A 12864-nucleotide genomic window follows, 5' to 3' on the forward strand; every position below is an offset into this window, starting at 1 on the left:
AAAAGGAGAGGTTATATGGACAAGCAACCATTTGATGATTTTAGAGATCATGTAAAGCCAGCAATAAGAAGCAAGCTAGAGGAATTTATATTGTTGGGTTATCGTGATGTGTCAGAAGAAAAGGTATGGAATTTCTTGAAAAATAAAAAATGGAGAAAAACGCCTGAATTGTTTGTTCATGAAGTTGTTCGTGATGTTTTGGCACTTAAAGTAGGTGACTTCATGAACTATGCAACAGTTGAATCGTTTAAAAAAGATAACTGGTTTGATAGTGATGAAGGAAAAGATCTACTAAAAGGTCTTATTTAGCATTGCTTCCATTCAATATAAAAGCGTATAATTTTTTAGTGTAGAAGTTAACAGCCAAAGTGATTTCTTCTCTTATGGAAAATCCGAAGAGGAGGGTAAATGAGAAGGTGGGTGTAATCACAACTCTCTACAAAGACCTTATTTTTTATCATACTATTTCAATTACAATTTTTTAGAGTGATTTAAGGAGGATACATAATGATAAAGCGAGGACGCATTATTGCGTTTTTTCTACTAGTCCTTGTTGTGGGAAGCTTAATTGGTATGAACACAAACAAAGTGACAAATAACATCATTTTAGGGTTGGATTTACAAGGTGGCTTTGAAATCCTTTATGAAGTTCTACCAGCAAATGATGGTGATGAAATAAATAGAGAAGTTTTAGTTAGTACTGTAAATGCTTTACAAAGACGTGCGAACGTTCTAGGGGTAAGTGAACCGAATATTCAAATTGAAGGTGAAGACCGTATTCGCGTTCAGCTTGCAGGAGTTAGTGACCAAAATAAAGCTCGTGAAATATTATCTACACAAGCAGAATTAACATTTCGTGATTATGAAGATAAGGAAATGTTAAATGGCTCTGACTTAGTTCAAGGTGGCGCTAAGCAGTCTTTTGACGAAAATGGTGCTCCTAATGTAGCAATTAAGCTTAAAGAAGCATCAAAATTCAAAGAAGTAACACAAGAGATTGTCGGAAATGCCCCATATAACCAGCTAGTAATTTGGTTGGATTATGAAGATGGTGATTCTTATCAAGAAGAAGTGACAAAAGAAAACCCTAAATTTCTTTCAGCACCAAATGTAGATCAAGTTTTTAATCAAACAGATGTAACAATAACAGGGAACTTTACGATCGGTGAAGCACAGGATTTAGCCAATCTACTTGATGCAGGATCACTTCCAGTAAAGCTAAAAGAGATGTATTCAACATCAATTGGTGCTCAATTTGGAGAGCAGGCCCTTGACCAGACGGTTCTTGCTGGGATAATTGGAATTTCTGTTATCTTCTTATTTATGATTTTCTTCTATCGTTTACCTGGTATTATTGCAGTTGTTACACTATCGACATACATCTATGTAATTCTTCAGGTCTTTGATTGGATGAATGGTGTATTAACATTACCGGGAATAGCGGCACTTATCCTTGGGGTAGGTATGGCGGTTGATGCAAATATTATTACATACGAACGGATAAAAGAAGAATTAAAGCTAGGTAGAACAGTTCGCTCTGCCTTTAAGGCAGGAACGAGACGTTCATTTGCAACAATTTTTGATGCAAACATAACGACAATGCTGGCAGGAGGTGTTTTGTTCTTCTTTGGTACAAGCTCTGTTAAAGGTTTTGCAACAATGTTAATCATTAGTATTGTTGTTAGCTTTTTAACTGCTGTATTCTTAACACGAATTCTACTTGCGTTATTAGTTGAAAGTCGTTGGTTAGATAAAAAGAAAGGTTATTTTGGTGTTAAAAAAGATCATATACTTAGTATAGAAGATACTGATGATGATACAATTGCACCAACACAATTTGATAAAGTTGATTTCTTAAAACACCGTAAAAAGTTTTTCGTGCTATCTTCTTTTTTAGTTGTAGCGGGATTTATCATTCTACTTATTTTTAAATTAAACTTAGGTATAGATTTTGCTAGTGGTACTCGAATAGAGGTTTTAGCTGATAAAAGTTTAACAGCAGAAGAAGTAGAAACAGAAATGGCTAAACTAGATATAGAGGTTGATGATGTTGTTCTTGCTGGAAATGAAAACGAAATTGGTGTTGCTCGTTTTAAAACGGTTTTAGATCAACCAAAAATTGCAGAAGTGAAAAATCACTTTAAAGAAAAATATGGCTCAGAACCAAATGTTAGTACTGTTTCTCCAACAGTTGGTGAAGAACTAGCTAGAAATGCAATGCTAGGAGTTCTTATCGCATCAATTGGTATTATTATTTATGTATCAATTCGCTTTGAGTTTTATATGGCATTAGCATCGATTGTGGCGCTGTTACATGATGCATTCTTTATTATTGCCTTCTTCAGCATTACTCGACTAGAGGTTGATATTACATTTATTGCAGCAGTCTTAACAATAGTCGGTTATTCGATAAATGATACGATAGTCACCTTTGACCGGATTAGGGAGCTTTATAAGAAGAAAAAGGTTAAGACAATTGAAGATTTACAATTTATTGTTAACAGAAGTTTACAGCAAACATTTACAAGGTCAATCAATACTGTTCTTACGGTTGTAATAGCAGTTATAGCTTTAATGATTTTTGGTAGTTCATCAATAACAAACTTCTCCATTGCCTTGTTAGTTGGATTAGTTTCTGGAACATATTCATCTTTATTTATTGCTGCCCAGCTGTGGTTAATTTGGAAAGGGAAGCAGTTAAATAAGAAAAAAGATGTCCCATCTAATATAAGTGATGAACCACAAATCTAAATAATTTATAGGGTCACTCCTCTTTTAAATGTAGAAAAAGTGATGAAATTTGCTCACTTAACAATACATATAGAGGGGATGACCCTTATTTATTCATTAGAGTTGGTTATTATATGGATAACAGTTAAAGAGGTGGAATAAGTGAATAACAAAGATCGTTTTAAGCAAGCTGAATTTGCAGCAATGATAGGTGTTGTAGGAAATATCATTTTAGCGATTATTAAGGGAGTAGTTGGTGTTATATCTGATAGTCGCGCTTTGATCGCAGATGCCGTTCATTCAGCTTCAGATGTTGCGGGCTCACTAGCCGTTTTTATAGGTGTGCGTGCTGCCAAACAGCCCCCTGATGAAGATCATCCTTATGGTCATGGTAAGGCGGAATCAATTGCTGCAATCATTGTAGCTGTTTTGTTATTTTTAGTTGGCTTAGAAATTGGAAAATCTTCAATTGAAGCATTTTTTCATGAAATTGAAGCACCTAAGCTCCTTGCTATTTATGCTGTTATCTTATCAATTGTTGTAAAAGAATGGATGTTTCGATATAAGTTTAAATTGGGTAAAAGAATAAAAAGTGATGCAATCATTGCTAATGCTTATGAACATCGCTCAGATGTTTATTCTTCGATAGCTGCTTTAATTGGAATAGGTGCAGCTATTGTTGGACAGAAGATAGGTATAGATTGGCTTGTGTATGCTGATCCTGTAGCAGGATTATTTGTAGCCATTTTAGTTATTAAGATGGCGTGGAAACTTGGTTCAGAATCTATTCATACAACCTTGGACCATGTATTGCACGATGAAGATATTACTGAACTTAAGGATACGGTAAGTCAGATAAGTGGAATCAAAAAAATTGATGAACTATTTGCACGTGAACATGGGCATTATGTCATTATAGATATAAAAATATCAGTTGATCCACATATAACCGTAGAAGAAGGTCATAACATTGGAAAGCTAGTGAAAGAGAAGCTAATGAGTGAACATGAGCATGTACAAAATGTACTTGTACATATTAATCCATATTCACCATAAAAAGTTTGGAGGAATTTAGATGAAACGTCAGTGGAGTCTTGTTGTAGCTATTATTTTTGCACTAATTATTGCACTATTTGCCGTAATAAATGTTGAGCCTGTTAAAGTTGATTATTTGTTTGGAACATCTGAATGGCCATTAATTTTAATTATATTAGGATCTGTTCTGATGGGAGGGTTCATTATTGCATCTGCAGGTGTAGTTCGAATTTTATCAGTACAGAGAAAACTTAAATTAACAGAAAAAGAAAATATAAAACTAAAAGAAGAGCTAGAATCCCTAAAGGGAGAACAAGTTCATTTACCAAATAATGAATTTCAGAACGAGGAAGAAAAGCAATCTGAGAATGTCTAATTTGATTCTATAAAAGTTGGAATATAATACTTAAATTGAAACCCCTTGATCACTCTTGTATAATGGGATGGTTGAGGGGTGAAACTATGTTAAAAGCAAAAACAAGATGGTTGGTTCAACCACCTGATGAATCTTTGATTAATACATTAGTAGAAGAATTATCGATAACTCCACTTGTAGCGTCATTACTCGTTAATCGAGGAATACGTTCAACCCATGGAGCTCGTGAATTTTTACAAATAGAAAAACAAGATTTTCACGATCCTTATTTATTAAAAGATATGGACAAAGCTGTGCTCCGAATAAAAACAGCTATTGAAAATAATGAAAATATCCTTGTGTATGGAGATTATGATGCTGATGGTGTTAGTAGTACTACAGTGTTGTTAACAACTTTAAGAAATATTGGAGCACAAGCTGACTTTTATATTCCAAATCGTTTTACTGAGGGGTATGGCCCTAATGAGGCAGCGTTTAGACAAGCTCATCAAAAAGGCTTCTCATTAATCATAACTGTTGATACAGGAATAGCTGCAATCAATGAAGCTGAAATTGCAAAAGAGCTTGGAGTTGACCTAATTATTACTGATCACCATGAACCAGGACCGATTCTTCCGGATTCCTTTGCAATTATCCACCCAAAACAACCAGGGTGCTCTTATCCTTTTAAAGAATTAGCTGGTGTTGGTGTAGCTTTTAAATTAAGTCATGCTTTATTGGGAGAAGCTCCATCAGATTTATTAGAGGTGGCTGCGATTGGAACAATTGCTGACCTTGTTACTCTTCATGGTGAAAATAGATTAATTGCAAAAAAAGGAATTCAACAACTAAAATCAACTAACCGTATAGGATTAAAGGCTTTGTTGAAAATTGCAAATGTAGATCACAAAGATATTACTGAAGATACAATTGGCTTTGCAATTGGTCCAAGAATCAATGCTGTAGGTCGGCTACAGTCAGCTGATCCTGCAGTTGATCTACTTTTGTCAGACAATGAAGAAGAAGCTTTTATGATTGCAGAAGAAATTGATTTATTAAATAAAGAGAGACAAAAGTTAGTTAATACAATGACTGAAGAAGCAATCGCAGAAGTGGAAAGTAAATTTCCAATTGAAGCTAACCCAGTCTTAATTATTGCAAAAGAAGGCTGGAATCCAGGGGTAGTTGGAATTGTTGCATCTCGACTTGTAGAGCGTTACTACCGACCAACAATCGTTTTAAGTATCGATCATGAAAAGGGAATTGCTAAAGGCTCAGCACGAAGTATTAATGGCTTTGATTTATTTGAAAATTTATCAACATGTAGAGAGATCTTACCACATTTTGGTGGACACCCAATGGCTGCTGGTATGACTTTACAGCTTGAACACGTTGATATTCTACGAGAAAGATTAGTAGAGCTCGCTAAAAATCAATTAACGGATGAAGATTTTACTCCAATAACTAAAGTTGATGTGAGCTGTATGCTAGAAGATATTTCTGTTAAATCTATAGAAGAAATGCAACAGTTGTCACCTTTTGGAATGAACAATCCCAAGCCTATTGTTCAAGTTGAGAATGTTACACTTGCAAGTATTAGAAAAATTGGCGCGGATCAAAACCATTTGAAATTAGTTTTCTCACAAAAAGAACAGCAGCTTGATAGTGTCGGATTTGGCTTTGGATATATACATGATGAACTATCACCTGCCGCAACATTATCAGCAATAGGTGAGCTAACAATTAACGAATGGAACAATCACCGTAAGCCACAAATCATGCTACAGGATATAAAGGTAGATGAATGGCAGCTTTATGATTATCGTGGCACTCGTAATATAGAAAAGCTTATCAAAACAGTTAATTCTGAAAATCTAATCTTTATAACTTTTCAACCTTCTACATTTGAAACAATGAAAAGTAAAGCGGGATTAAATAGCATCCATTTAGTTAAAACAATGGAGGATGCAGAAAAACTTAATGTGAAAAATAAAAATATTGCTTTAATAGATATACCTTTATCATCAGAGCATATTGAATCTCTCTTTTTACAAGGAAAGCCAGATCGTATATATTCAGTTTTTATGCAAGAAGCCGATCATTTCTTTGCTACAATTCCTACTCGTGAGCACTTTAAGTGGTATTATGGTTTTTTATTAAAAAAAGGTACCTTTAACTTAAATGAACAAGGAGAATTATTAGCAAAACATAAAGGATGGTCAAAAGAAACAATTGAGTTTATGTCACAGGTGTTTTTTGAGCTGAAATTTGTTACAATAGAAAATGGTGTTATTTCGACAAATTCCTCGTCTCAAAAAAGAGATTTAGGAGAATCGGAAACCTATGTACAAAAACAGATGAAAATCGAGTTAGAAAAAACGTTATTATATACATCATATATGCAGTTAAAGCAATGGTTTGAAGAACGATTTCAATCTGCTAATGAAGATGCACATGTGAATGTATAAGGAGGACATTGGAAAAATGGATTTAAAGCAATTCGTAACAGTCGTACCTGATTATCCGAAACCAGGAATCCAATTTAAGGATATTACAACTTTAATGGATAACGGAGATGCGTATAGATATGCTACAGACCAAATTGTAGAATATGCTCGTGAAAAGCAAATTGATCTTATCGTTGGTCCTGAAGCTCGTGGATTTATAATCGGTTGCCCAGTAGCGTACTCATTAGGTGTAGGTTTTGCTCCTGTTCGTAAAGAAGGAAAATTACCTAGAGAAGTAGTTCGTGTAGAATATGGCCTTGAATATGGTAAAGATGTTTTAACAATCCATAAAGATGCTATTAAACCTGGTCAACGTGTATTAATTACAGATGATTTACTTGCAACAGGAGGAACAATTGAAGCAACGATCAAGCTTGTTGAAGAGCTTGGTGGAGTTGTAGCTGGGATTGCTTTCTTAATAGAACTATCTTATTTAGATGGACGTAAGCTTTTAGATGGTTATGAAGTATTAACGTTAATGACTTACTAATTGCTTGAAAAATTAAATATTAATACAGAGAAATTATTTCGATGTTTTTTAATTGAAATATTGAAGAATTTCTCCTTTCTTTTAATTTAAAAGAGCACTCTCATGGGTGCTTTTTTTATAAAGGCTCTTTTAAATTTATTATATGGTTTAAAAATCAACATTTTAGAATAAGAGCCGATATGAATAACAATACTTCTCTTATTTACATAAGGTTGTGTCACCATCATGATTCTCCTCATTCGTTTACCTTTCATTAGAGAATACATGACTTTATTTGTAGCTACCTTTCAAAGTGAGAAAATAAATAGTATCTAATTATTCATCGAACCAGTATTTGGTTTCTTAAAAAGAGTGAATTCTCTTTACATCTTCTCAATTTTTATTGATAATAGTTACAATATAGTAAAATTTCTAAAAGTAGGATCTAAGGACTATTCTTCATTATTAAAACCCTATGAAAAGCTTGGTTAATTATATACAGGTTTACAAGACGTATTCACTCCAAATTATTGGAGTTCAAATAAAGTTTTCATTATAAAAAAGGTGATTTCATGGCTAACGAACAAGTTTTATCTTCTGAACAAGTAATTGAAAAGGCACAGCGTTATTTATCAACTGAGGATACCGCTTTTATTCAACGAGCTTATGACTTTGCAGAAGAAGCACATCGAGAGCAATTTCGTAAATCGGGTGAACCATATATCATACATCCCATTCAAGTAGCAGGGATTTTGGTAGACTTAGAGATGGACCCTTCAACAATTGCTGGAGGATTTCTGCATGATGTTGTTGAGGATACTGAAGTAACGCTAGATGACTTGCGTAAGGAGTTTAGCGACGAAGTAGCCATGCTTGTTGATGGAGTAACAAAGCTAGGTAAAATTAAATATAAATCAAAAGAAGAACAACAAGCAGAAAATCATCGTAAAATGTTTGTGGCGATGGCCCAAGACATAAGAGTAATCTTGATTAAGCTTGCTGATCGTCTTCATAACATGAGAACGTTAAAGCATTTACCACAAGAAAAGCAAAGAAGAATTTCAAATGAAACATTAGAAATCTTTGCTCCTTTAGCACACAAATTAGGTATTTCTAAAATCAAATGGGAGCTAGAAGACACGTCATTACGTTATCTTAACCCTCAACAATATTATCGAATTGTTAATTTGATGAAAAAGAAACGACAAGAACGTTTAGAATATTTGGATGAAGTGATTAATGAAGTTCGCGATCGTGTTGATGATGTAAATATTGAAGCGGATTTTTCAGGAAGACCTAAACATATTTACAGTATTTATCGAAAAATGGCTCTTCAAAATAAACAATTCAATGAAATTTATGATTTACTAGCTGTTAGGATCGTCGTTAATAGTATTAAAGACTGCTACGCAGTGTTAGGGATTATTCATACATGCTGGAAGCCGATGCCTGGTCGTTTTAAAGATTATATTGCCATGCCAAAAGCTAATATGTATCAATCACTTCATACAACTGTAATTGGTCCAAAAGGAGATCCTCTTGAAGTTCAAATACGTACAATTGAAATGCATCAAATTGCTGAGTACGGAATAGCAGCACATTGGGCATATAAAGAAGGAAAAGAAGTTGACGAGAAATCAACTTTAGAGAAAAAACTAACATGGTTTAGAGAAATATTAGAATTCCAAGATGATGTAACAAACGCAGAGGAATTCATGGAATCTTTGAAAATTGATTTATTTTCAGACATGGTCTTTATCTTTACACCTAAGGGAGATGTTATTGAACTTCCTTCTGGATCAGTTCCGATTGATTTTGCTTATCGTATTCATTCTGAAATTGGTAACAAAACAATTGGCGCGAAAATTAATGGTAAAATGGTCACATTAGATTATAAGCTAAAAACGGGAGATATTATTGAAATCCTTACATCGAAGCACTCTTATGGACCAAGTCAAGATTGGTTAAAGCTAGCACAAACCTCTCAAGCAAAAAATAAAATACGCCAATTCTTTAAAAAGCAACGACGTGAAGAGAATGTTGAAAAAGGCAAAGAAATGGTTGAAAAAGAAATTAAGAATTTAGATTTTGATGTGAAAGAAATCATGACGATTGATAATCTTCAGCGTGTAGCAGAGAAGTTTAACTTCTCAAATGAAGAGGATATGTATGCTGCAGTAGGGTATAACGGTGTGACTGCATTACAGGTTGCTAATCGTTTAACAGAAAAGTGGCGTAAAAAGCGTGATCAAGAAGAACAAGAGAAAAATGTCCGTGAAGTAATAAATGAAGCTAAGCAAGTTACATCTGTAACATCAAGAAGACGTGATGCTGGTGTACAAGTTAAAGGTATTGATAACTTGCTAATCCGCTTATCAAAATGCTGTAACCCTGTTCCAGGTGATGAAATTGTAGGGTTCATTACAAAAGGTCGAGGTGTTTCTGTTCATAGAGACGATTGTACAAATGTTCATACTGATGACGCAAAAGAACGTTTAATTGATGTAGAATGGGAAAATCAGCCTTCTACAAGTCGAAAAGAATATAATGTGGAAATTGAAATCCTTGGATATGATCGCAGAGGGTTGTTGAACGAAGTACTTCAAGTAGTTAATGAAACAAAAACAAATATTTCGTCTGTATCTGGAAAGTCTGACCGAAATAAGGTTGCTACAATTAATATGACCATATCGATTTCAAATATCAATCATTTGCATAAAGTTGTAGAAAGAATAAAGCAAATATCTGATGTTTATTCTGTACGTAGAATGATGAATTAAGGAAAGGTAAGGTATTGTTCGTGAAAGTTGTGATACAAAGAGCTAAACATGCAAGTGTTACCGTTTCAGGTGAAGTAGTAGGAACTATTGATAATGGTGTAATGGTCCTAGTTGGTGTTACACATGATGACACTGAAAGTGATGCTGAATATCTAGCAGATAAAGTTGCTCATTTACGGATATTTGAAGATCATGATGGGAAAATGAATCATTCTTTATTAGATGTTAATGGACAGGTTCTATCTGTTTCTCAATTCACTTTATATGGAGATTGTCGAAAAGGAAGACGTCCGAATTTTATGAGTGCTGCAAAGCCAGATATAGCAAATGAACTTTATACATTATTTAATAAAAAGTTAAGAGACAAAGGACTTCAAGTTGAAACAGGTACTTTTGGTAGTATGATGGATGTTCAATTCACAAATGTTGGACCTGTTACATTAATTCTTGAAAGCAAATAAAGGTTGTTTTCGTAAACTATGTTGCTTACTTACTAAACATTAGCCATTAAGCTAGCATCATTGTTAAAAAAGGTCTTCTTTCCACAAAGTTTGTGTTTTTTATATAATAGGCAGGTAGTAACAAATTTGTTTCATTTCGCTACAAACTACATGCCTCTAAACCGCAGGAGTATAGGTCTTCCTCTCAAATAGATTCAAATAAACAACCTTTGAGAAAAGAGTCTAAAATAATCAAAATAAAAAAGGTTACTCGTTCCATTTGGAGAGAGTAACCTTTTTTGCATAAGATCGACATATGATCTATTTAAAATATTGTGTTAGTCCATTATAAATACCTTGTGCTGCTCGTTCCTGGTACAGGGAAGAAGCAATTGTTAATTCCTCTGTTCTGTTACTTAAAAATCCTAATTCTAGTAATACAGCAGGACCTTTGTTTTCGCGGATAACATGAAAATTACCAAATTTTACTCCACGATCTCTAAGTTTCGCTTGTTTAACTAATTCAACATTCATTTTTGATGCTAATGGTGCATCCTTTAATGAGTTATAATAATAAGTGGTTGTACCAGAAGCACTTCGATCAGTTGTACTATCAAAATGTAAGCTAATAAATGCTTGGGAATTTCTGTAGTGTGATGTGCTTACTCTTGAGTTTAAACTAATATAAGTATCATTTGATCGAGTAAGAAATACATTTGCTCCTGCAGACTTTAATTTATCGTAAACAAGTTTTGCAGTGGATAAAGTGATATTTTTTTCTAGCGTACCTCGTGATCCAACGGCACCACTATCTTGCCCACCATGACCTGGGTCAATGATGATTGTTTTGTTTTTTACATACTGTTCAGATCCAGGTTTAGTAATAGGAGAACTAACTCCTATCGTTTCAATAACCCAACCGGCAACATACGCAGTCTTGTTATTGCCAACATTAATTTTGTACCATTCTCCAGATTTTCCTATAATGTCATAGGTTTCTCCTAATTTCGCTCTTTTGACGATAGAATGACTTGTTGAAGCTCCAGAACGGATATTTGTTCCATCAAAAATAATTTTCACCTGTTCTTTTGAAGAAGCTGGTGTTTCCTTAACCGGAGTTGGTGTTGCGGATTTCGTGACATACCAGCCTGCTACCCAACCAACCTTGTTTGCTCCAAAGCTAATTTTGAACCATTTATTTTTTTCCTCTAAGATGGTAACCTTTGTTCCTTTTGTGACAGCAGCAATAACTTTGCCACTTAATGATCCATTGTCCCTTACATTCAAGGAAGTAGCTGTTACTGTTCCGTTAGACGTTGTATTTGTTGGTGTCTGTGGAGTAGTAGTTGTTTCTTTTGGCGTTTCAGCAGGTTTTGATGCACTTACTTTTATGTAATCACTATGAACCCAGCCTTTGATGCTGTTTGTCTCAACATATGCCCAGTCACCTTGTTCCTTTGTGATAACAACTGCTGCATTTTTCTTTAAACTACCAATCTTTGCTCCTTTTGTCGAAGCAGAATTCCTAACATTAAGGGAGGTAGCAGTAACTGTAGCTGTTTTTTTAACAGAAGGACTAGTACTTGGATTGTTACTAGTAGCTGTCTTATTAATTGTTACATATTGGGAAGAAACCCATCCTTGTTTACCAGAATATGAAATTTTAACCCAATCTCCACTCTTCTCTAAGTAATTGGCTGATTTCCCATTATCAAATACCCCGATTACCGAGAAAGTTGTTCCAGGTCCTGAGCGAAATCTCAAGCCTGTAGCTTTTGATATGACAGTTGAAGACGAACTTTCCGAAACATTTGCTGTTGATGTTGGCTTTTGAGTGGCAGTTTGTTTTTTCTCGGTTACAAGCCATCCTGCTACCCAGCCTGTCGAATTACTAGATAATTTAATTTTTATCCAATCGTTCTTCTTTTCTACCACATCATATGTTTGTCCGGATTTAACTTTGGCAATAACTGAATATGTAAGACCAGCACCACTTCGAACATTTAATAAATCAACCTTTATCGTGACCTGATCAGTTGTAGCAGATGTTTTCACAGTAATAAACAATGAAGAAGTTAACAGTACTGTTAAACAGATGGATACTGTTAAAAGTTTGCGAATCAATGATATATCCTCCTTTATAAAAATGCTAATATAACCATTTCTCTACTTATATCGACATTCCTTTTAAAATTTGAAATAAAATCTTCCAATATAGGAAAAGATATTTAAGAAAATAACTTCATTTAAGCATTTTGTTGATTTGTGAAGAGTTTCTTCGAGGAAATTAAAATGTCTGGAGAAATCATACTAATATATGGAGGAGAAATGAATATGAGAAATAGTGAAAAAGGTAACATCTCTCATTCAACCCGTGATGTGTTTGGAGTAAATCTTCATGATTTTATGATGAAAGAACAAAATGATACTTCATATGAGCTTGCTTCAGAGTTCGGTATATCACTTGGAGATGTTAAGAAATTAAAAAAACATTTAAATCGTTCTTGACAATGTACTGTAAAGATACGTATGATAAGATAAAATTCGA

At 34.1% G+C, this 12864-nt stretch carries 10 protein-coding genes; 9 read left to right on the forward strand and 1 reads right to left on the reverse strand.

Going from position 1 to position 12864, the window contains the following annotated elements:
• Window positions 1-15 precede the first annotated feature (15 nt).
• The 8 genes from JOC75_RS18570 (at window position 16) to dtd (ending at window position 10337) form a co-directional block, all read left to right on the forward strand.
• On the forward strand, window positions 16-309 hold the full coding sequence (locus tag JOC75_RS18570) for a post-transcriptional regulator (RefSeq protein WP_204955489.1): 294 nt from the start codon (window positions 16-18) through the stop codon (window positions 307-309).
• Between the two features lie 201 nt (window positions 310-510).
• Window positions 511-2751: a protein translocase subunit SecDF gene (secDF, locus tag JOC75_RS18575; RefSeq protein WP_204955527.1), complete on the forward strand. Its 2241-nt coding sequence runs from the start codon at window positions 511-513 to the stop codon at window positions 2749-2751.
• Window positions 2752-2934: 183 nt separating this feature from the next.
• The gene (locus tag JOC75_RS18580; RefSeq protein WP_239589577.1) at window positions 2935-3786 is read left to right on the forward strand and encodes a cation diffusion facilitator family transporter; all 852 of its coding nucleotides are present in this window, start codon (window positions 2935-2937) and stop codon (window positions 3784-3786) included.
• Window positions 3787-3805: 19 nt separating this feature from the next.
• On the forward strand, window positions 3806-4141 hold the full coding sequence (locus tag JOC75_RS18585; RefSeq protein ID WP_204955491.1) for a LapA family protein: 336 nt from the start codon (window positions 3806-3808) through the stop codon (window positions 4139-4141).
• A gap of 86 nt (window positions 4142-4227) precedes the next feature.
• On the forward strand, window positions 4228-6588 hold the full coding sequence (recJ, locus tag JOC75_RS18590) for a single-stranded-DNA-specific exonuclease RecJ (protein WP_204955492.1): 2361 nt from the start codon (window positions 4228-4230) through the stop codon (window positions 6586-6588).
• A 16-nt stretch (window positions 6589-6604) separates the two neighbouring features.
• Entirely contained in the window at window positions 6605-7117 is a 513-nt protein-coding gene (locus JOC75_RS18595) for an adenine phosphoribosyltransferase (RefSeq protein ID WP_146949129.1), read from the forward strand.
• Window positions 7118-7668: 551 nt separating this feature from the next.
• Entirely contained in the window at window positions 7669-9876 is a 2208-nt protein-coding gene (locus JOC75_RS18600) for a RelA/SpoT family protein (RefSeq protein ID WP_204955493.1), read from the forward strand.
• A gap of 20 nt (window positions 9877-9896) precedes the next feature.
• The gene (gene dtd, locus JOC75_RS18605; RefSeq protein ID WP_204955494.1) at window positions 9897-10337 is read left to right on the forward strand and encodes a D-aminoacyl-tRNA deacylase; all 441 of its coding nucleotides are present in this window, start codon (window positions 9897-9899) and stop codon (window positions 10335-10337) included.
• 300 nt (window positions 10338-10637) lie between these two features.
• On the opposite strand, the gene JOC75_RS18610 is transcribed toward dtd, so the two are convergent.
• Window positions 10638-12440 (reverse strand): N-acetylmuramoyl-L-alanine amidase family protein, encoded by a 1803-nt coding sequence (locus tag JOC75_RS18610; RefSeq protein ID WP_204955495.1) that lies wholly within the window; start codon window positions 12438-12440, stop codon window positions 10638-10640.
• A 210-nt stretch (window positions 12441-12650) separates the two neighbouring features.
• Here JOC75_RS18610 and JOC75_RS18615 point away from each other — a divergent pair, with 210 nt between their 5' ends.
• Complete coding sequence (locus JOC75_RS18615; protein WP_204955496.1) at window positions 12651-12824, forward strand: hypothetical protein; 174 nt, start codon at window positions 12651-12653, stop codon at window positions 12822-12824.
• The last annotated feature ends 40 nt before the right edge of the window (window positions 12825-12864 follow it).

Source organism: Metabacillus crassostreae, assembly GCF_016908395.1.
Taxonomy (GTDB): Bacteria; Bacillota; Bacilli; order Bacillales; family Bacillaceae; genus Metabacillus; species Metabacillus crassostreae.

Coding starts and splice junctions, on each gene's coding strand:
- JOC75_RS18615 (WP_204955496.1), top strand. CDS start 12,651: ATGAGAAATAGTGAAAAAGGTAACATCTCTCATTCAACCCGTGATGTG.
- recJ (WP_204955492.1), top strand. CDS start 4,228: ATGTTAAAAGCAAAAACAAGATGGTTGGTTCAACCACCTGATGAATCT.
- JOC75_RS18600 (WP_204955493.1), top strand. CDS start 7,669: ATGGCTAACGAACAAGTTTTATCTTCTGAACAAGTAATTGAAAAGGCA.
- JOC75_RS18580 (WP_239589577.1), top strand. CDS start 2,935: ATGATAGGTGTTGTAGGAAATATCATTTTAGCGATTATTAAGGGAGTA.
- JOC75_RS18585 (WP_204955491.1), top strand. CDS start 3,806: ATGAAACGTCAGTGGAGTCTTGTTGTAGCTATTATTTTTGCACTAATT.
- JOC75_RS18595 (WP_146949129.1), top strand. CDS start 6,605: ATGGATTTAAAGCAATTCGTAACAGTCGTACCTGATTATCCGAAACCA.
- JOC75_RS18570 (WP_204955489.1), top strand. CDS start 16: ATGGACAAGCAACCATTTGATGATTTTAGAGATCATGTAAAGCCAGCA.